The following is a 21,629-nucleotide window of genomic DNA, read 5'->3' as shown; positions in this document are numbered from 1 at the left end:
CGGAGCAGCGCGGCGCCGAGCGGCTCCGCCCGGTTATCGTGATCGGCATGCCGTCCACGCACCTGTTGATCATCGGAGACCGGACCGCCCTGAGCTGGGTGGTGACCGAGCAACGGATGGCGTTCCCGGCGGGGCGGACCAAGGCGGCCCGAGCGCTGGAGGAAGGCGACGAGATCTTCCTTTACACCACGCGGGGATGCTTCCGGAACCCGACACGTGACCTGGGGCGTGTCATCGGCCGGGCCACGGTCGCCAGTCCGGTACGGCTCCTGGAGGAGCCGGTCGTCTTCGGCGAGCGGTCCTTCACGGAAGGTTGCCGGCTCCGGCTGTCCGGCCTCGCACGGTTCCGTGAAGGACTCGTCCTGCGCGATCTGGTGCCGAGGCTGTCGGTGTTTCCCGATCCGGCGACCTGGAGCATCCGTATGCGCAGGGCATCGCTGACGCTGCCTTCGGACGACGCCGACCTGGTGCGGAGGGAACTGGAGCCACTGCTACGCCCCTACGACGAGGTCGCCGGCGCCTACCGCTGGGAGCCGGTCTCGGCCTGAACCGCCGTCGCCGCTCGGCGCGTGCCCGGTCCAGCGCCGCCCGCCCTCACGGGCGGAGTCTCAGGAGAGCGCCTTGTCGCGGTACCACTCCGGGTAGCGCTGGGTGAACTTGACGGCCCCCACCAGCAGCAGGATGGGGATGACCCAGTTGAGCCAGTCGCTCGCCCCGGGCAGGCGTATCGCGAGCCAGGTGAGCACGGCGATGACGAGAAAGACGACCCCCCACACCGCTGTCAGCACCACGTTGACGTGCTTGAAGATGGGGGAGTCCCACAGGTGCGGCGGTGTGGTCCGCCGGGCGTACTGGGCGGTGAAGGGATCGAAGAACAGCGAGCCCAGCGCGACGGCCGCCACCGCCAGGTTGGCGATGACCTGGGCGTACGTCTCCACCCAGAGGAGCGCCTGGCGGTCCAGCACGAGGGCGAGGACGCAGAGCACGGCGAAGAACGCGATGCCCGTCAGGTCGAGAACGTTCGGGTGTCCCTGCACGATGTCCCTGCCCGCGAGGACGACCGAGGCGACCAGCGCGGCCAGCGCCGCGTACTCCCAGGTGCTGGGACTGGCCACGACCTGGAAGATGATCCAGGGGGCGAAGGAATAGAAGACGCTGCCGGTGCCGACGGTCTTCCGGGGCGGCTCCTGCGTCGTTGTCCGGTGTTCCATGGGAGGGCTCCCATCCCGCGCGTGTGCGGTCCCTGCCGCCCCCGGTCGGCCGTGGGCCGGCCTCCCGGTGAGCCCGTGGGCCGCACCACCTTTGTCTCATCATGCCGGGCCGCGGGCATGGTCACATGCGGCGGAACCGTGCCGGGATGCACCCGCACCGGGGAGCTCCTACCGTGAGAGCCGGGCGTGAACGTGGTCCGGGGGCAGGGGGACACGGGGCGACGGGAGCCGCGATGGTCTACCGCTTCCACAAGAACGACCAGTTCAACTACGAGATCATGACCGTCCTCGGCTCCGCCTGGCAGCACGGTGCCGATGTGGGCGAGGTGCTGACGACCGCGCTCGCCACGGCCGAGGGCGACGGCGCCGCCTGGTTCTCGTCGTGGACCGAGCTGGCGCACCGGGCCCGGGAACAGGCCGAACGAAGTGCGGCCCGGGGCTGCACGGTCAGTGCACGGGACGGGTATCTGCGGGCTGCCACCTACTTTGGCACCGCGCTGGTGGCGGTCGACGCCTGCACGGACCCCGAAGCACGGCTCCGCGAGGTCTTCCCGGAGCACCGGGAGTGCTTCGAGCGGTTCACGCAGGCCTGCGATCCACCGGCCGAACGGGTGGAGATCGCCTATGAGGACACGTTCCTGCCCGGGTACCTGTTCCGGCCGCCCCGGCACGACGGGCCCCTGCCCACGGTGATCGTCAACAACGGCAGCGACGGCCCCATCAGCGCCGCCTGGACATTCCTGGGCGCCCCGGCCGTGGCCCGCGGGTACAACGCCCTGCTCTTCGACGGCCCCGGCCAGCAGTCGATGCTGTTCGAGCGCGGTCTCACCTTCCGTCCCGACTGGGAGAACGTCATCAGCCCGGTGGTGGACTTCCTGACCGCCCGCCCGGACGTCGACGCCGGGCGTCTCGTTCTGGCCGGTATCAGCCAGGCCGGCTACTGGGTGCCCCGGGCGCTCGCGTTCGAGCACCGCATCGCGGCGGCCGTCGCCGACCCCGGTGTCGTGGACGTCGCCGAGAGCTGGTGGCGCAACCTCGGCCCCGACCTGCGCCGGCTGTGGGACTCCGGGGACCGCGAGGCCTTCGACCGCGTCATCTCCGAAGGACTGAGGGCCGACCCCGCCCTGGCCGCGACATGGCGCTGGCGGGCCAAGCCCTACGGCATCGACTCCCCCTACGATCTGCTCGCCGAGGTCGGACGCTACAACGTCCTGCCCGTGGTCCAGCGCATCACCACCCCCCTGCTGATCACCGACCCCGAGGGCGAGCACTTCTGGCCCGGCGCCTCCCAGCGTCTGTACGACGCCCTGCCCGGCCCCAAGGAACTGATCCGGTTCCCCGCCTCCGAGGGCTCCCACCTGCACTGCGAACCGATGGGCCGCGCCGTGTTCGAGCAACGGGTCTTCGACTGGCTGGACGAGCGCCTGGCCCAGCGGGAGCACGGCTGAACGAGGTCGCGCTCTCCCGCCATCGCCGCCGCAGGAGGGAACCGGTGGCAGCGCGGAGGAAAACCAGGCCAAGAGAGGAAAGCCGACGAGCGGACGACGCCGAGAATGCCGAACGGCCCAGCAAATACCTTCATGATCCATTTATTTCCTGGGTGTTCCAGTATTTTCCAAAGAGGAGTACGATGCGGATGTTGCTTCGAGCACGGGGCGCAGGGCCCTGTCGCCTGTGCTGATGGATCAAAGATCCATTCGGACAAGGCCCTCCGCGTCGACGAGGCGAGTGTCATAGCTGGGGCCATTGGTGTGCCCAAGGCTTTCCGGGGAGGGGAAGCACGGCCGCCGGCGGATCGGTGCGGTGATGGCGCCGACCCATGGCCCTGGCCCTGGGGGAGGGGTACATGGCTGTACAGCGGACGATCTCCGCCGCCGCACGGAGGATCGTGGACCTGGTGCGGGCCCACAAGGCCGGAATCACGGAGCAGGACCTGCTCCTGGAGGCAACCCGGGCATTCGGGCTCCCGAGGCAGCGGCTGGTCAGGCTGCTCACCGAGGCAATCGACGGCGGCCTGCTGATCGCCTCGGGCGACGGCCTCCTCCGGGCCGTCCCGCATCATGCAGAGGACTGCGGACAACCGCCGGCGAGCGGGACGGCAACCGCTCGCGGCGCATCCGAGGCCCGGGCCTCCGGGCTGCGGGCTGTCGCGCTCGACATCGAGAGCGTCGTACGCACGACCGCGACCGCACCCTATGTCGAACGGACTGTCTACGAAGTGGCGGCCGTCCGGTTCGGCGTGGACCGGACGTGGGTGACGGCCGCGCCTCACTGGCAGCGGTACCTCACGCTTTCCGCGGATGCCGCCGACCACATACGCGACGACACCGTACGAGACGCCGTGCTGACGCAGGGCGTCCCCGCGAAGCAGGCATGGACGGAGCTCCGTGCCTTCCTCGCGGACGCCGACGTCGTCGTCGCCTACAACGGGACCGGACTCGACTTCACCGTAGTGAGCGAGGAGGCGACGCGGGCCGGAACCGAAGACCCCCTTGCCGGTGTGCGGACCGTCGACGCCCTGTACATCGCCCACGCTCTGTGGCCCACGGTCCCCTCCCATCGACTGCAGGATCTGGCACGGTACCTCGATCTGTCCCTGGCGGGGGTCCGCGCACACACCGCCGACGGCGATGCCGCCCTGCTGGTGAGTCTGCTGCACCGGGCCGCCGCCGAATACGCTGCTTGGCGCCCGGAACTGCGTGAACTCATCGCGGACGTCTGCTGGGACTCGGCCGCCTGGCGGCTGCTGCGGGAGCTGGCCGAAGGACAGCCGACGGAGCACAGGGAACCGCTCGTCTGGAGTCAGGCCGAGGTGGCCCGTCTGCTGGGCGCAGAGCTGTCACGGCACACGCCCCGAAGGGCTTTCGACGGACGCTCCCCCGGACGCGCCGCGGTCGTGGTCCCGGACGAGCTCCGGGGCTCCGACGGGCGGGTCGAACCGACCGCCCTCGCACGGGTCGTGCACGGCTCACGCGTCGAGCCGAGGCCCGCCCAGCAACGCATGACCGAGACGCTGCACGAGTGGACCGAGCGCGGCGTCAGCGGTCTGCTGGAGGCGCCCACAGGCACCGGCAAGAGTTACGCGGTGCTCGCCGCCGCGCTCGAATGGCTGGCCGGAGCCGAGCACCGTACAGCGGTCATCGCCACCTACACCAAGCAGTTGCAGAGCCAGATGGCACGCGACCTCCACGACCTGGAGCGGGCTCTGCCCGGTGTGCTCACGGTCGCCGACCTGGTCAAGGGCCAGTCGAACCGGCTCTCCCTCGCCGCGCTGACCAAGGCGCTGGCGGACGCCACGCGGCTGGCCCCCGCCCGGGGCGGGGCGCGTACCCGGCCCGCCCAGAAGTCACGCAGACATGAACTCGCGGTCTACCTCGCCCTGCGGTTGCTCGCGGCCGAGGAACCACCGCACTCCTGGACGGCACGGTCCGTGGATCCGGTCGACCTGCCGGCCTTCTTCTCCACGTACGTGGGCGACGGCCTGTCCTCCTGGCTGGAATCACTGTCCCAGCGCGACGGGGACTACGGCCCCGGCGCGAGCACCCCCCTCGCCGTCCACACCGACACGGTCCGTGAGGCCATCAGCGGGCATCGCCTCATCCTCGCCAACCACGCACTGATCCTCTCCCACCTGGACGACCTGCGCGCTCTCGGCCCGGACGTGCTTCTCGTGCTCGACGAGGCGCATGAGCTGGAGAACGCGGCCACCTCCGCGCTCACGGTCGAGGTCGACTACCAGGACCTGGAGGACGTGCTGGCAGAGCATCAGGCATGGATCGCCGAAGCACTCCCCGGTGCCGAACGGGAGAGGGCCGCCGGCGCGATCGACGAGCTGGACCGGCTTCTCGACGACGAACGGCTGCCCCGGCTCGCGGCCCGGGCCTTCGACGCGCGCGCCAAGGGAGCGGGCGTCCGTGTCGGCAGCCGGGCGACCACGGTGGCCAGCCCCTATGCGGGCACCTCCGGCACCCGGGACACCCGACGGCTCTCCCACCTGCTGGACCGTGTCGCCAAGGCACTCTCGGCCTGCCGCATCGCCCTGGAACGATACGTCGCACAGCACAGCGGCCACATCGACGCACTGGCCGCGGAACGCCTGACCGCGCTCGCCGCACACACCGACGACCTCGCCACCGCCCTCGAGCGGATCACGGCTGACATCAACGACCTCCTCAATCCCGCGGCCACGCTGGACAGCGCGGACAGCGCCGTTCCCTCGCGCGTCGTCCACCTGGAGGAACTGGCCGAACCCAAAGCGGAGTTGCGGTCCTACCGATTCCGTGTCGCCAGCAGCCCCGTCGACCTGCCCGCCGACCCCGAATGGCGACGCTGCCTGGAGTCGTTCGACCGTGTCCACTACGTCTCCGCCACCCTCCGGGTCGCCGGCGAGTGGGACTTCATACGGAGCCGGCTCGGACTGCCCGACACCCTTCCGACCCTGGCACTGAACTCCCCGTTCGACCTGAGGAACCAGGCCGAAGTGGTGTGCTTCTCCGACTTCCCCTCCTGGGCCGAGCAGGAGGAAGGAGCGATGCGTACCGTCGCACACCAAGTCGCCGGATACGCCGCGGAGATGACCCGTAGAAGACCGGACGGCCGGGGATTCGACGGCGGCGGCCTGATCCTCACCACCGCCCGCTCGACCGCTGCCGGCATCGGCTGCCACCTCACAGCGGAACTGCGCTCCCGCGGCCTGGAGACACCGGTCGTCGAGGCGCTCACCCTCGGCAACAGCCGTGCCTACCAGACCTTCACCGACCCCCGGGACGGCGGAGGCTTCCTCGTCGGCACCAAGGGACTGTGGCAGGGCGTCGACGTCTCCGACGCCGAACGCCTGCGCCTGGTCTGGATCAACAAACTGCCCTTCGCACCGTTCGCCGCCCCGATTGTCGAAGCCCGGCGCGCGGCCGTCGCCGACCGTGCCGCGCAGGCCGGTCATCCCGACCCGGAAGGCGCCGCCACCGAGCACTACTACCTGCCGCTCGCCGCACTCCAGCTCCGCCAGGCGGTCGGCCGGCTCATCCGGTCCGACCGGCACCGGGGAGTCGTCGTCATCAGCGACCGCAAACTGGCAGGTCAGAACAGTCTGCGCCGCTCCTACCGGCGTGCCTTCCTCGGCAGCCTCGACGAAGGACTGCAGCGCCCCGACCCGGACACCGGCGAGAGGGGCGGCGGCAACGTCGTCACCATGACCGAAGGCTGGCGCCGCATCTGGCGGTTCCTGGCCGACCACGGAGCCCTCGACCCGGACCGGGCCGCCGAGCTCTGCACCGACGCGGCACTCGAACGGCACACCCTGCTGCCGCACACCCGGCTCATTAGGAAACTCGCCCTCACCCCCGAGGAGACCGGAAAACTCCGGGAGCAGGGAATGCTCGCCGCAGTGGTACGGGAACGGTGTGCCCGCATCGGCGGCCTGCTGAAGTTCTCCGAGGAACCCGTACCTCTCAAACCGGCCCAGGAGGCCGTCATCACCGCCGTGGCCGAGGGCCGCAACGTCCTCGGACTGCTGCCCACCGGGTTCGGCAAGAGCTTCACCTTCCAGCTGCCCGCACTGGTCCTGCCCGGGGTCACCGTGGTGGTCAGTCCGCTCGTCGCCCTCATGCACGACCAGGCCCTCGAACTCAACCGTGCCATCGGCGGAGCGGTCCGCGCGCTGATCTCCCCGCTGCGGGAGTCCAGCAGCAGAGCCGGCAAGACAGAAGTGGCGGACCAGCTGCTCGGCCGGGCCGACCACGACATCCGCCTGGTGTACGTGAGCCCGGAACGCCTGTGCCAGCGGCGCTTCCGCGAGATTGTGCGCAAGGCCGCACAGGCGGGACGGGTGACCAGAATCGCCGTCGACGAGGCGCACACACTGGCCCAGTGGGAGGACTTCCGGCCCAGCATGCGCCGGGTCGGCAGATTCCTGGACGAACTGCGCCGGGACCACGGTGTGGCCGTCACCGCGGTGACCGCGACCGCCAACCGGGCCGTCCACGAGGCCCTGCGGGAAGGACTGTTCGGCCTGCCCGCCGCGATCCCCGCGCCGGACTCGGCCGAAGCGCGCGCAGAAGCCGAACGGCCCGGCGTCGTCGACGCACTCGTGACGGTGCGCGAGAATCCGATCCGGCCCGAACTGGCGATCTTCCGCCGCTCTCTCGACCGTCTGGGACAGGGCGGTGTCGCGGGACTGGTGGAGCGCGTGGTCGACGCGCTGGACGGCCACGCCATCCTGTACTGCCTCACCGTCAAGGAGGTCAACACCCTCCACACCCACCTGCGGGAGTACGTCGGGAACTCCGGTGTCCGCGTGCTGCGCTTCCACGGCCGGCTCACCGAGGCCGAGAAGACGGCCGTGATGACCGAGTTCCGGGAGGCACCGCGGCAGGACGACGACTCCTTCGCGCCCGTCGTCGTGGTCGCCACCTCCGCCTTCGGCCTCGGGGTCAACCGCCCCGACGTACGCACGGTGATGTGTGTGTCGCCGCCCACCGACCTGGCTGCGCTGTACCAGCAGATCGGGCGGGCCGGACGTGACAGCGCGGGCCGGGGCACGGCCGCCGACGGCCCCGTCAACTGCGGCCTCGCCCTGGCCACGAGCCGGGGTCTGCGCATGGCCGGCTTCATGACCGGCCAGGAGCTGAAGCCCTCCCTGCTGCGCCGCATGGGACACCTCGTCCTGGCCCGGCGCGGCGGAACCCTCGACCCGGTGCAGCTGGCCGACACCCTCATGGCCGAGGACGTGGCGGCCGGCGAGCTCGACCAGTCCGACCTGGAGGACCGGTACACCCAGGAGCGCTACCGGAGCGGCATCATGCGGGCCTTCAGCGCCCTCGCCGACCTCGGTGCGGTCGAGGACCAGGGCGACTATCCCCCGTGCTGCGCGGTCAAACCCGGAGAGCTGCGGCCGGTGCCGCACGGCACTCCGCGGACCGACGGCCCCGTCGGCGAAGAAGGAGAGGGGGAAGAAGAGACCGAGCTCGCGAGGATCGAGCAGACCGTCATCGACACCGCCCTGTCCTGGGACACCCCCAGACAGGTCGATGTCCGCCTTCTCCACCGGCAGCTCACCGCACACTGCGTCGGCTACTCCGAGTACGCCGACAGCCCGGCGGCGACCTGGGAACTCCTCGCCGACCTGCACGACCGGGGCCTCCTGGACGTCTCGGCAGCCCCCAGCCGCCGACTGGTCACGGGCCTCACCGTGACCGGTGGGCGTGAGCCCACGCTGCCCGGCGGCTATCTCCCCCTGCTCGGCCGACGCGGCCGACGGGCGGCGGAGGAACTGGCCCGGCTGAGACACTTCTTCGACGCCAACACGGTCTGCGCCCAGCGTCTTCTCGCCGACTACTTCGGTGTCACCGACCTCCCCGAGGGCTGCTGCAGCACGGCCCGCTGCCGCTGCTCCGCCTGCTGGGACACCGGCCACGGACCGGTCGACGAGCGGCGGCCCGCCGTCGCCGAGGCCTTCCACAGCCCTCGCCCCCGGGACGGCGGCGGGACCGACACCTCACTGCGCGACCAGCGGGTCGACCTCCAGGTCCACCGGCTGCTGCAGCTGCAGCCACAGGGCATGCATCCCCGCAGACTCTGGCACGCGCTGCGCGGCGACGAGTCCTCGTACCACCCGGGGAAGCGGAAGATGGTCGCCCTTCCGCCGGCTCTGCGCGACAGCCGCCACTTCGGAGGCCGCGCCGACCTGCCGTACGCCGCCGTCGGCCAGAGCCTGGCACGGCTGGCCGCCCGCGGCGTCGCCGTCGAGGACGAGCGAGGGCTCTGGCGCGCGATCCGTCCGGCACGACATGCGGTGAACCGGTCAGAGCGGAAGGGGAGCGGAGCATGACCACAAGCAGCACCACGGAGGTGGAGATCTGGCGGCCGTACGAGGACCCGCCCGTGCTCACCCCGGCCATGACCGGCGGGCACCGGACCACGCCGCCCGAGGAGCTCGAGCGGCTGCGCAGGTACCTGGAAGCCGTCGTCGACGACCGCGGGGGCGGCCCGGTGCACACTGCGGTCGCCTTCAACGCCGCCTACTTCGGGTACGAACCAGGGGGCGAGGGCTACGGAAACGGAGCCTTCAACCTCAACACCTTCCCCTGCCTGACCCTGGGGGACGAGACCCCGGCCCTGCCCGTCGGCGCCCTCGTACGCATCAAAACGGGCTCGGACCCGCTTTATGCCGAGATCGTCTACAAGGAGGGCCGACACCCCTGTCTGGCGGACGGCGCCGATGTCCCCGCCTGGGTGTCCGGTGCCCCGGCCGGGGCCGACGGTCCGGGCGAACAGCAGGACACGCCGAACCCCGTGCGCCAGGAACTCCTCATCCCCGACTTCACGGTCTTCGGCCCCGGACTCCAGCTCCCCGAGACCAAGATCAACCGGTTCCGCGCCCGCCAGAAGTGGCTCGACAAGGACGGACATGTCGTCGTGGGTGCCCGCTATCCCTCGCCGGAAGCGGCCGGACTCGACGACACCACGGCCTTCGTGCACCATCTGCTCACCCACCAGCGGGAGTCCTTGCTGAGCCCGCTCGTGCCGGTGTCCATCGTCCAGCTGGCCGGCGGCAAGGAGGAGCAGCGGCTGCGGGACGCGCTCGCCGGACTGCTCGACACGGTCGGACACGCCCTGCGCACCAGCGACACACTGCGCAGCTGGCGTCACTACGCACTGACCCGCACGCGCATCGGAGCAGGGCTGCGCCATGACGGGCCCCTGGGCGGGGCCGACCTGTCCGCACTCACCTGCTCCCTGGAGCACGCCGCCGCCCCGGCCGGCCGCCGCCGCCACGGCCTGCAGGGCCCGCGCACGGTGTACACGGCGATCGGCCCCTGGCTGCGCGGCGTGGACGGCGCCGAACCGCTTCTGACAGGCGTGGAGTACGCGGTCTCGGTGTGCCGGGCCAACCTCGCGGTCGCGGACTTCGTCCGCGGAGAGACGGAGAACGGCCTCAGCACCGGCAGCGGTGTACGGATCACGCTGGACGACGCCTTCGAAAGCGGCGGCATCTGGCGGTCCCACCACCCGGGTGCGGACGAGGCGGACGGCAGCGATCCCCTCATCCCCGCGGGACGCGGCTGGCGGGACACCGTGGCGCCACCCGAACCCGTGACGGAACCCGTGACGTCGGAGTTCCCCGAGCAGCGCACCGCCGTGGAGGAGACCGCCGACGCGGAAGACCTCGCCGAGGAGACCGAGCCCGAAGCCCCGCTCCTCGACGAGGAGATCGCCGACGAGGAGATCGGCCTCCAGAACTACCTCCGCATCCACGACAGCGAACTGTTCTGGCAGATGCCGCTGCGTCTCACCCACCTCCTGGAGGGCCGGCTCCCGCTGAAGCCGATGGTCCGCGACAACCTCAGCCTCCTCGGCGTGGACAGCCTCACCGTCCGGCTGGAACTCCGCCACCCCGGCGGCATGCTGGACCCATCCGAGGAGGTCCAGCAGGTCACGCTGGACCTCACCACGGAAACCGGCATGCTCCACGGCATTCAGTGGCCCATCGACTTCTTCCCCGGACTGCGGCTGTACCTCCAGTGGCCGCGCGGCGGCTTTGTCTTCCGGCTCTCCACGGCCGAACTGGAGAACCCCGTCGACATCGATGGACAACGGATCACCCACCGCTACGACCCCCAGGTGCTGACCCGCGACGGCGCCCCCGGCAGCAGCCGCGACGGCGACTCCTCCGCCGGACTCGACATCCGGCGTCTCGTCCTGCGCGCCGTACGCCGCTTCGGCCGGCTCACACCCGACGGACACGCCCTGCTCGACCGTGCCGCACTGCCGAGGAACATCTACGCCGCCACCCCGGCCTCGCACCAGATCACCGCACTGGAGCAAGCCGTCGACGAGCTCCTCGCCGAACGAAAGCTGTACGCGGCCACCGGAAGCCGAGGGGCGGACGGTCAACCGCACCATCCCGCACGCGAAGGGGAACCTGAGATCCCGCTGATCGGCTATGCGCCGAACCCCGTGGTGGTGCCCCGCTCCGGTACGGGCGGTGGCGGGCCCACGACACCCATGGGCACGGAGCACTTCGTCCACGGCTTCCTGCGGCGGCTGCCCGCGGGCTGGGAGCCGACCCCTGCACAGCGGGTCGCCTACCGCGAGTACTGCCGCCGCATCGGAAAGGCCGACGGCTGGGAACTTCCCGACGGCTACACCTTCGTCACCGAGCACGTCCGCCGGCGCTGACCACCCGACCACCTACCACGAACCCTGCGCGTACATCGCAGGGAACGCGCACAAGAAAGCCGGTACTGAATGACCCTCACTCCTCCCGCGGTTGCAAAGCCGCCGCTCTCTCCTCCCGGCACCCCGGCCGACCTGCTCAAGAAGCTGGCCGCCGCGCTCGACGGACTGAAACCGGCGTTCGAGTCCTCCCTTGCCGAACTGACCGTCGAGGAGACGGAACTCGCCCTCAACTCCCTTGCCGCGGACGGACGTCAGGCCATCATGCGGGGCCTCGGCTTCCGTAAGATCGCCCCCCGCCGCTTCGGTCGGGTGCTCAGCGAACAGGTGCTCAAACGGATACAACGGCTGGTCCCGGCTCCGGACCGCAGATATGCCGTGTCACACCTGACCGCCCGCATCTTCAGCGATGTCGTCCGCGCAGCGCTGGACCCCACCCCCGCACAGCAGGGAAGCGACCCCGTGGAGCGCTGGGGGACACGCCTCGTGCGCCTCGCACTGTTCTCCGACCTCCGGGCATCGGCGTTCCACGCCCGCCTGCTGATGTGGGCCGCCGACCACGACTGGTGCGGTGCCGAGGTGGACGAGTCCATCCGGAGAGCGGTCACCGAGGCAGCGCAGAAGGTGATCGATGCGACGCCCGGGTTCGACCAGCCGCACGTCCCGGACGAAGAGGAACCGGACGACAGCGGGACGGACGAAGGCGACTGCGACACGACCGCCGCGACCGCCGTCCCACCACCACGTCGGACGCAGGACGCGGCACCGGGGAATCCCCTTGTGCCGCACACGCGGGAAGGGAGACAGGTGCAGGAGACGCAGCAGAGGCGGCAGCCGGAAGAGCCGCCGCGAAGAGAGCAAGCCGTCCTCGACGACCTCGCCTCCGCCGGGGAGACGCTGACCCGCACCGTCGACGCGGCACGGGACGCCGTCGAGCGGATCAGGACCACTCTGCTGGACGGATGCCCGCCCGCCGCCTCCGACCTGGCCGCACTGACCGCCGTCGCGCCCGCCTTCGCCCAGGCACGCGACGTGCTCTGCGCAGCCGGTGCCGCCGATGTCAATGAGTGCTTGACGGATCTGCTCGCGGCGATCGACAGCGTCCGGAAGACGGCGGCGCGAAACGAGCGGAACGCGCGGACCCGCGCTGTTCTGGAGATTGTTCCGACGCTCGGATGCCCGCAGAACAGCGCGGTGGCCGAGGTGATCGCCGACGCGACCCGGCGCGCCGGCGAACTGCTCGCCAAGCCCACGTGGGACGAACAGGACGAGGCCTGCGCGCACTTCCTCACCCTGCTGGTCCGGCTCGTCGAACTGCGCGAGCAGCCCGACGCCGGAGCGGAGATCGTGCAGGTGCAGCAACAGCTGTCACTGGCCCACCCGCCGTACGCCGTGGCGGCCGTGCTGTACGAGCAGATCACGATGGCCACGGCGCAGGACACCGCACCGCCCGCGCAGCACGGCGACGAGGCCGCCGAGGCTGCCGAGGCCGGGCAAGCCCCGGACAGGACTGTGCCCGCACAGCAGGTGACCACGCCGTCGGACTCGCAGGAGAACGACACCGCCGGCACCGCCGACACCGCCGAACCCACCGCCTTGGTCGGCCCCGTCGCCTCCACGACCGCCGACACCCCCTCGACCGGCACCGCATCCGGCCCTGCCGAGGACGCGGCGGCCCCCGGCGCCCACCGGCAGCAGGAGACCGTGGAGTCGACCCTCGCCCGGCTCATCGTCGACAAGCGGTTCGGGCTCGCCGCCCATCTGTCGCGCGCCGCCGGCCGGCCGGAGGCGGAGTCCGCCGTGCTGCGCCTGTCCGCCGCCTCGGCCCTGCTCACCCCGCGCTCGGAGCACGCCGCACGCTACGTCGAGGACGCACTGCGTGAATGGGACGCCCAGGAGGACGCCAAGGCCGGCGGGCTGGAGCTGCTCCTGCTCCCGGTCCTCGTACGGGCGGCCCTGGCGACCGGGGCACCGATCGTCGGCGCCCAGCTGCGGGCCCTGACCGTCCATCTGCCGGACACCCTCCAGCAGGTGGCCGCAGAGGTGGCGGAACGCACCTCCAACATGGCGCTGCTGCTGGCCCCGCTGCACACCGTCGTCGCCGGCGCCTCGCAGACCGAGAGCCGCCTGCAGGACGCCGTCGAGGCCTGCCGGCTCATGCTCGTGCCGCCCAGGATGAGGTTCCAGCGGGCGTCCCAGATGGTGAAGCAGTGGCTGAAGCCCAACGGGCTGTTCGGCAGTGTCCTGACGGCCGTGGTCGACGGAGCCGCCGACGCGGAGGAGCGCGCCGACGCCCTGCTGAGGCGACTGGACCGGCCCGCGCACATCGAGGCCGAGATCGACCGCATGGACAGCGGGCTGCGCGGCACCGGCGGGCGCGTCATACAGGGCGCGGGCCGCAACAACGTACGGCAGTTCGTGGAACGGGTGCGCGCCACGGTGTGGGAATGGCGCAGCGCCCAGAGGGAGCAGTCGGGAGTCGCGCGCACCGAGGAAACCGCCTGGGCCGCGGAGTCGGTGGCCGCTCTGCGGCTGTCCCTGCTGGGTCTGCGCAAGAGCGTTCTCGGCGAGCTGGCGTCCGTCGGCCGGGGCTCCCGCCCGGTGGCCAGGGCAGCCGCCCACGCCGCCGGTGAGATGCTCGAGGCCGTCTTCGCCGAACTGGAGTCGGGAACCGCCCCGACGGTACGCGCGACCGGCGCCGACATCTCCGAGCTGCTGGACGTGGAGCTGTACAAGGTGCCGGACTGGCCCGGTACGGCTCCCACTGTCACCGATCTGCTGGCGGCGGTGGACCGCACCTGGGAAGAAGCGATCGGTTTTCAGACCGCCCGCGACGGTTTCACCGAGGTCAGGGCCATTCTGCGCCTCGCGAAGCTGGGCGTCCTGCCCGCACCCGACGGACTGGACGCCTCGGACGACCGGCTCGCGCGGCTCGAACAGGCGGAGCAGCGGCGGCACGGCGAACTCGCCGACAAGGCCCGCACCCTCGCGGCGGAACTGCGCCGGGCCCAGGCGGACGGAGCGCTCACCGACGAGCAGGACGTCAACCTTCAGGAACTGCTCGCGGACGCGGCCCCCCGCACCGAGAGCGGTGAACCCCGCGACCTGTCGGTGATCCGGCGCAACCTCGACCGGGTCGCCGAACTGCTGCCCCGTTACCGCAACCAGGCCGCCGACCGGCTGCGGGCCCGGCTCGCGGCCCTGACCGACGTCAGCGAGGAGGACCGCGAACGCGTCCTGCACAATCTGGACAACGACAGCCTCGCCACGGCCGCGGAACTGGTCTACTTCCTCGAACTGGGCGAGCCGGTCCCGGAGATCAGGGCCCAGGACTCGCACCTGGAGTCGTTCTTCCCCGAGGTGCCCGACGCCCTGCCCGGCGGCATCACCCCCGAACTGATCCAGGCCGTCCGCTCCCGGAAGCGGTTCGGCGGCCTGGCGTCACTGGACTACTCCTCCCTGTCGGAGGGCGAGGCGGAACGCGCCGCCGACGCCCTGCAAAGATGGCGCAAACTCGCCTCCGCCCGGGACCGGGGCGGCATCAAGCCGCGCGAGAACCTCAACCCGGCCCTGGCCCTGCTCGGTTTCGAGGCCAAGGGGCCCCGGCCGCTGCACGGACTGCCGTACGGCAGGGACTACCGGTTCTTCGAACTGTACGAGATCCAGGTCACCGGACGGGCCTGGGCGCCGGCCTTCGGCTCGCAGATCAAGGACCGCGGCAACAAGCTGCGCGTCCTGCTGATCTGGGGACGCCCCTCGGCGCGGCTGCTGCTCAGTCGCATCTCCCAGGACCCGGACGAGAGCAGCCTGCTCGTCGTGCACTTCGGCACCCTGGACAGCCGGACCCGCACCGAACTCGCCGCCGCCTCCCGGGGCATCAAGCCCACCCTCGTCGTCGACGACGCGGCGCTCGCCTACCTCACCGCGCACGGCAACCGGCGCGTGGACGCCGCCACCGAGACACTGCTGCCGTTCTCCGGAGTCAACCCGTACATCAAGGAGAAGCGGGGCCGGATCGGCCGGGAGATGTTCTACGGGCGGGACCGGGAGCGCGCGAGCATCCTGGACCCGAACGGGACCCAGATCCTCTACGGCGGCCGCGGCCTGGGCAAGTCCGCGCTGCTCGCCGACGCGGGCGACCGGTTCGTGGAACAGCGGCCCGGCTCCTACCGGAAGCTCTACCTCAACCTCGACAAGATCGGCATCGGCAAGGGCACCGCGCTCGGTGCCGCCGCGATCTGGACCACCCTGGACCAGGAGCTGACCAAGGAAGGCGTCCTGCAGGAGCCCCGCCGCAAGGGCCCCCGGCCCGAGCCCTGGCAGCGGGTCACGGACGGCATCGCCACGTGGCTGGCGCAGGACGCCGACCGCCGGCTGCTCATCCTGCTCGACGAGTGCGACCGCTTCTTCGAGGCCGACGTGCCCGAGTGCACCGAGACCCGCCGGCTGCGCGGACTGGGCGAGGACTCCCGCGGCCGGGCCAAGGTGGTCTTCGCCGGCCTGCACTCCGTGCAGCGGTTCACCCGCCTGGCCAGGAACAGCCCGTTCAGCCACCTCGCGCAGACACCGACCGTCGTCGGCCCGCTCACCCCGCAGTTCGCCGCCGACCTGATCGTCCACCCGATGCGGGCCCTCGGCTTCGAGTTCGCCGACGTCGACCTGGTCAACCGAGTGCTCGGCTTCTGCTCGTACCAGCCCTTCCTGCTGCAGATCTTCGGCAGCCGCATGGTGGAGGTCATGCAGGCCAAGCGGGCCCGGCAGCCGCTCACCCCGCCGCCGTACATCATCGAGGCGGCCGATGTGGACGCGGTGGAGCAGGACGCCTCCCTGCGTTCGGACATCACCGCGGCCTTCAAGGACACCCTCGCCCTCGACGACCGCTACAACGTCATCGCCAACGTCCTCGCCCAGCACGCCCGGGACAACGGCCTGGAGACCCGGCTCAGCGACCGGGAACTGCGCGACGAATGCGCCGGCTGGTGGCCCCAGGGATTCGAGCAACTGGACAGCGAGGGCTTCCGGGCCTATCTCGAGGAGATGGTCGGCCTCGGCGTGCTCGCGCCCAACAACGACGGCCAGGGCTGGCACCTGCGCGGCCCGAACGCCCTGCGCATGATCGGCACCGCCCAGGAGATCGAGGCACGCCTGCTGGGCGCCGAACGCGAGTCGAGACTGGAGGAGGCCGTCGTCCTGGACAGCCGCCCCGGACTCGACGACGGCCGCCGCTCCGCACCGCTGACGATCAACCAGATCGACTATCTGCTCGGCACGGGCGGCAACCAGGTGCGGGTCGTCCTCGGCACCCGGGCGACGGGCGTCGGCGACGTGGAGCGCACCCTGCGGGACGCGACCGGCCGGGTGGCGGGCTGGACCCTGCCGCCGATCGGCAGCGCCAACGCCTACCGCAAGGCCCTCGCGGCCGGCCGGCCCGGTGAGCGGCGGTTGCTCATCAGCGATCTCACGTCGGGCACCGACAAGCCCTGCCGGGAGTCCCTGGAACAGGCCAGGACCATCCTGCCCGAGGCCTCCGAGGTCACCCGGTCCGTGGTCCTGGTGTCGAGCGCCGCACAGCTCGGCTTCTGGCGCGATCTGCTCGGCGGCACCGGGACGGAGCAAGCCGACGGCGACGACACCGTGGTGGTGCTGCGCCGGTACGGCCGGCGGGCCCTGCGCGACTGGGCGCAGTACCACAGCGCCTACGAGACCGACGCACGCCTGGCCCGGCTGGCCGCGGCCACCGGTGGCTGGCCGTTCCTGCTCGACCGCGTCCTGGAACTGCGCGAACGGTACAAGGACCAGGACCGCGCCCTGCACGAGCTGGAGCAGTGGCTCGGCCGGAAGGACGGCGCGCAGGAGTTCGCCGACGCCACCGGCCTGCTGGAGGACGAGAGCGTCAAGGCCGCCTACGACGCGATCGTCGAACAGCTCGGCACCGACTGGAATCCCGAGGCCGACTGCGCGGCCGCGATCGAACTCGCGGGCCACACCCCGGACGACGCCCGCTGGGCACTCGCCTGCCTGGAGACCCTCCAGGTCCTGGACCGCGACGCCACCCGCCTGCGCGTGGAACCGGTCCTCCACACGACGCTGGGTGTCCTCGGCGCCGACCACCGGTGACTCACCCGCGGGGGCCGGGCTTCCGCCCGACCCCCGCTGTCCGCCAGTCCTGCCTGGCACACACGGCAATCACAAAGAGACACAAAGAGAAACACAAAGAGAAAAGAGAAAGCGAAGTCCCGTGTCCGTACAGTCCTCCCGACCCGACGTGAACGCGGCAGCAGCCGCGCTCAAGGGCATGGTGTTCCCGGTCAAGGGCACAGTGAAGAGCCTCCCGGAGGTGCTGACGCCCGACGAGACGGTGCAGGCTCTCGCCGTCGCCCACCATGACGGGACCATGGGGGTGCTGGCCCTCACCGACCGCCGTGTCCTGTTCCGGGCACAGGGCTGGGCCGGTCAGCGGCTGGTGTCGCACACACTCGTCGAGATCACCGATGTGCGCGGGACGGACGGACTGGGGCAGTACACCCTCACCCTGTTCGTTGCCGGATGGGCGGTCGAGTTCAAGAACATGGACAAGCGCGACGGCCGGAGCTTCACCGACCGTCTGCAGCAGTGGCGCCATTGGTATGCGGCGGCGCAGACCGGCGTCGCTGCCCACCCGGCCCCCGTCCAGCCGTTCGCCGCTCCCGCGCCGTCCGTCGCCCCGGCCCAGGTCCCGCACCAGCCCGCCCCGAGTGCCCCCGTACCGCCTCAGCCGTCCCCGCCCTCCACCAGTGGCGGCGGAGGCGGTTTCTTCGGTCGCCGCCGAAGGGAGGCGGAAGCCGAAGCGGCCCGGCTCGGTGAGGAACTGCGTGCCCGCACCGCCGAGGCCGAGGCACTGCGGGCGGAGAACCATCGCCTGCTGACCGAGCTGACAGCCCTGGCCGGCGCCGACACGGCCCGGCTGGTCCAGGAGACCGACCGCATCCGCCGTACCCACGCCGAGCATCTGGCCGAACTCCAGCGGATCGACGCCGTGCTCGACGCGAAGGTGGAGGCAGCCGCGGAACGCGCCGAGCGCGAACTCCAGGGAGCCCGGCAGCGGCTGCACGAGATGGAGGCCCGGGCCCAGGAGGCCGAGCGCCGGCTGGCCGAGGCACAGAGAGACCTGGTCGTCACCGACGATCTGGTGCTCCTGCAGGAGGCCGGCATCTACGAGTACCGCCACCCGCTTGCCGACGCCGTCGCCTACAAGGCGGAACTCGACCGCATCAAGGACCGGTACAAGACGCTCACCAAGAACGGCAGGGCGGTCGTGGGCGTCACCGACTGGACGGTGAACGGCTCCGCCGCCGAGGGCAGGCGCATGGTGCGGGACTTCTCCAAGCTGATGCTGCGCGCCTACAACGCCGAGGCCGACGCCGCCGTACGCGGCATGAAACCGCACCGCCTCGCCTCCCTCGTCGACCGGCTGCAGAAGTCCCGGGAGACCATCGCCCGGCTCGGCAGGACCATGCGCATCCAGGTCACCGACGAGTACCACCGGCTCCGGGTGCGCGAACTGGAGCTGACCGCCGACTACCTGGCCAAGGTCGAGGAGGAGAAGGAACGCCGACGCGAGGAGCGGGCACGCCAGCGCGAGGAGGAGCGCCTGGAGCGGGAGATCGCCCGTGAACGCGCCCGCCTCGACAAGGAGCGCAACCGCCTGGTCCTGGCACTGGAACGAGCTCGCTCCGCGGGCCAGGCGGATGCGGCCCAGATCGAGGAACTGGAACGGAAAATCGCCGAGATCGACGCGGAGGAGGAGGCCATCGACCGGCGCGAGGCCAACAGCCGAGCCGGATACGTGTACGTCATCTCCAACATCGGCGCCTTCGGCGAGTCCATGGTCAAAATCGGCCTCACTCGCCGCCTCGATCCCATGGACCGGGTCAACGAACTCGGCGACGCCTCCGTGCCGTTCCGCTTCGACGTGCACGCCCTGATCTACAGCGACGACGCCGTCGGCCTGGAACGCGCCCTGCACCAGGAGTTCGAGGCACAGCGCGTCAACCGGGTCAACCCACGCCGCGAGTTCTTCCACGTCACCCCGGCCCAGGTCCGCGACGCCCTGGCCCGCCACGCCGGCCAGCATCTCCTGGAGTTCCACGAGAAGCCGGAGGCACCGGAGTGGCGTGCCAGCATCGCGGCGGCACGGGCACAGTCGTGACAGCGGAGGGCTGAGAGCGAGCGGTGGGACGGCACCGGCCCGGCGCCGCCCCACCGCTGTAACCTCCGTGGCGTCTGCTGGACCACGGACCGCACGCAGGCCCAGGAGCCGGTCTTCCGGCGATCGACCTCCGACGACGTCGACCGTCTGATCCGCAGTACCTGCAAGACGCTGCTGACCTGCGAACTTGACGGTTCTGGGGACGCAGCAGAAGCCGCAGGAACTGGTGGGCGGAGTGGAACGGGAACTCACCACGACCTGCCACCGGCCTCGGCCACGGTGAGGGAGAGGCACGCAGAATCAAACCGCTCAAGCAGGATGGCAACGACGTTATGAACGTTCAGTGGCCCATCTAAGCCTGAGCCACTGACACGGGTCCCGGCTTCTTTACCCACACGCATTCGACCCGCACCGTCCTGCCGGAAGGCGGATACGGTTCCGTGGTCTTCGGTAGCGCAGGACAGCGTCAGACTCGGAGACGGCAGCGGTCTCGCAGTTCGGAGAGGACTGCTTCCTCGCGCGCGTTGACGGCACCGTTCACCGTGGCCACCCGCTCGGCCGCGTCGAGGATGTCGCTCAGATCTCCGGGCTCGGCGTTTATGCGCCGCCATACCTCGGCGGGGTCGATATCGACGAGCTGGGCGAGCTGTTCGTCGACCACCTGATGTTGCTCCCGGACCGCCCTCACCAGATGTCGCATCAACAGCGCTTCATCATCAGTCATCTTGCGGTTCGCGCTGATGACGAGCCACGTGACCCACAGCAGCAACTGTGGGTGCCGACTGCGCTTGCTTAGCCCCTCGGCGAGTTCGATCACCCGTGCCTCGTTCCGGAAGACGGCCTGCGCGTGCCGACCGGCGAGCAGCGTCGTGTAGCGGTTCAGCACCACCGCGAGGGGAACGCCGACCAGGGGAATACCGACCTTGATGACGTTGCGCTGCAGGAGGTGCTTCCCGACGACGGGAAGCCCCTTCGCGGCGGTGAGCACCGATCCGGAGTAGAAGCGCTTGACCAACGGCCGCACCATGGCTGGAACCGCTTTGATCGCGCCTTTCTGGAGTGCTTCCCCGCTCTTGATCGTGAAGGCCACCCGTATGAGCTTCCACAGATCGTCGGGGTCGGACAGGTTGAGCGGGACCCGGTAGAGGACTGCGATGTCGTAGGCCAGATGGAGCTGGAGTCGGCTGATGAACGCGACGTCGACCATCATGGTCGTGACGGCGGCCGGGACGGTCGCCGGCGAGGCACCACCGAGGCTTCCGATGGTGGCGGCGACGGTCGCTGTGTAGGCCCCGGCGGAGAGCCCGCCTTCAAGCGCGGCGTACCGAGCCGCCATCTTGATCCGCTGGTCGACGATAACGTCCGGGGGTGCGCCCTCATACCGTTCCTGGAAGTACTGCCAGTCGACCTTCTCGGTGTAGGAGCTCAGGGCATGAGCGCTGAGTTTGGTGAACCAGTTGCCCGACTTGATGTCGTCCGCGCTCAGCCCTTTGACGAACTCCTTCAGCTCGGCTCGCTCCTGCTCGACGACCTTCCGGTCGGCGTCGTCGTCTCTGTCGGTGTCGGCAGTGTCAAACGGAGCTTCGGTCATGACGGGTTCCCCCCAACACTTCAGTGTCCAGCAGGGCTGCCGCGTTCGGACAAACCTGCTGACGTCTCAACGCGGTGACTCAGAAGTCAGCACTTCTGTGGACGGATGTCCCGGAAGCCGCGTGACGACCCCAGCGCATCGTCATGCGACTGGTGTCGTTGCGTTGAGCTACGTCGTGATCGCCTTCACCGCAGTCAACTGCGCCACGCATCAAGCAGCCCCGAGTTGGACAACTGATTTTCCAGCCGGTCCAGCTCCGCGTACCGCATCGTGAACCGTCCCGCGGCTCATGACTCCGTCATGAGGCCGGATTGTAGCGACAACGGACCGTTGACACGGAGAAATCGGCAAAAATGCTTCGTTCGCTCCGTGAACGTTTCTCATCCTGAGCGCCAGGCGATCTCGATGGCGTGAATGGCGGCGACCGTGCGGCCGATGCGGTTGGTGCTGCAGCGGGCCTTGCGGA

General features: G+C 70.5%; 8 protein-coding genes. 6 read left to right on the top strand and 2 right to left on the bottom strand.

Annotated elements, in window-relative coordinates; translation table 11 throughout:
- Nucleotides 1–47: 47 nt before the first annotated feature.
- On the top strand, nucleotides 48–548 hold the full coding sequence (locus tag ABD224_RS16700) for a hypothetical protein (protein ID WP_067397497.1): 501 nt from the start codon (nucleotides 48–50) through the stop codon (nucleotides 546–548).
- Between the two features lie 60 nt (nucleotides 549–608).
- On the opposite strand, the gene ABD224_RS16695 is transcribed toward ABD224_RS16700, so the two are convergent.
- The gene (locus ABD224_RS16695; RefSeq protein WP_067397496.1) at nucleotides 609–1,211 is read right to left on the bottom strand and encodes a hypothetical protein; all 603 of its coding nucleotides are present in this window, start codon (nucleotides 1,209–1,211) and stop codon (nucleotides 609–611) included.
- A 233-nt stretch (nucleotides 1,212–1,444) separates the two neighbouring features.
- Here ABD224_RS16695 and ABD224_RS16690 point away from each other — a divergent pair, with 233 nt between their 5' ends.
- The 5 genes from ABD224_RS16690 to ABD224_RS16670 all read left to right on the top strand — a co-directional run bounded on the left by ABD224_RS16690 (nucleotide 1,445) and on the right by ABD224_RS16670 (nucleotide 19,572).
- Nucleotides 1,445–2,659: an alpha/beta hydrolase family protein gene (locus ABD224_RS16690; protein WP_344050465.1), complete on the top strand. Its 1,215-nt coding sequence runs from the start codon at nucleotides 1,445–1,447 to the stop codon at nucleotides 2,657–2,659.
- 398 nt (nucleotides 2,660–3,057) lie between these two features.
- The gene (locus ABD224_RS16685) at nucleotides 3,058–9,036 is read left to right on the top strand and encodes a DEAD/DEAH box helicase (RefSeq protein WP_344050463.1); all 5,979 of its coding nucleotides are present in this window, start codon (nucleotides 3,058–3,060) and stop codon (nucleotides 9,034–9,036) included.
- A complete protein-coding gene (locus tag ABD224_RS16680; protein WP_344050461.1) occupies nucleotides 9,033–11,387 on the top strand; it encodes a hypothetical protein in 2,355 nt (784 codons plus the stop codon). The genes ABD224_RS16685 and ABD224_RS16680 overlap by 4 nt, the downstream gene beginning before the upstream one ends.
- 69 nt (nucleotides 11,388–11,456) lie before the next feature.
- Complete coding sequence (locus tag ABD224_RS16675; protein ID WP_344050459.1) at nucleotides 11,457–17,501, top strand: hypothetical protein; 6,045 nt, start codon at nucleotides 11,457–11,459, stop codon at nucleotides 17,499–17,501.
- A gap of 148 nt (nucleotides 17,502–17,649) precedes the next feature.
- Nucleotides 17,650–19,572, top strand: coding sequence for an SNIPE associated domain-containing protein (locus ABD224_RS16670; protein ID WP_344050457.1), 1,923 nt, complete (start codon nucleotides 17,650–17,652; stop codon nucleotides 19,570–19,572).
- 466 nt (nucleotides 19,573–20,038) lie between these two features.
- Here ABD224_RS16670 and ABD224_RS16665 read toward each other — a convergent pair whose 3' ends face one another.
- Entirely contained in the window at nucleotides 20,039–21,163 is a 1,125-nt protein-coding gene (locus ABD224_RS16665; RefSeq protein ID WP_344050455.1) for a hypothetical protein, read from the bottom strand.
- Between the last annotated feature and the right edge of the window lie 466 nt (nucleotides 21,164–21,629).

It is taken from the genome of Streptomyces thermoalcalitolerans (genome assembly GCF_039525155.1).
Lineage (GTDB): Bacteria > Actinomycetota > Actinomycetes > Streptomycetales > Streptomycetaceae > Streptomyces > Streptomyces thermovulgaris.
Note: the sequence above shows the minus strand (reverse complement) of the source record. Positions and strands in the feature narration are given on the sequence as shown.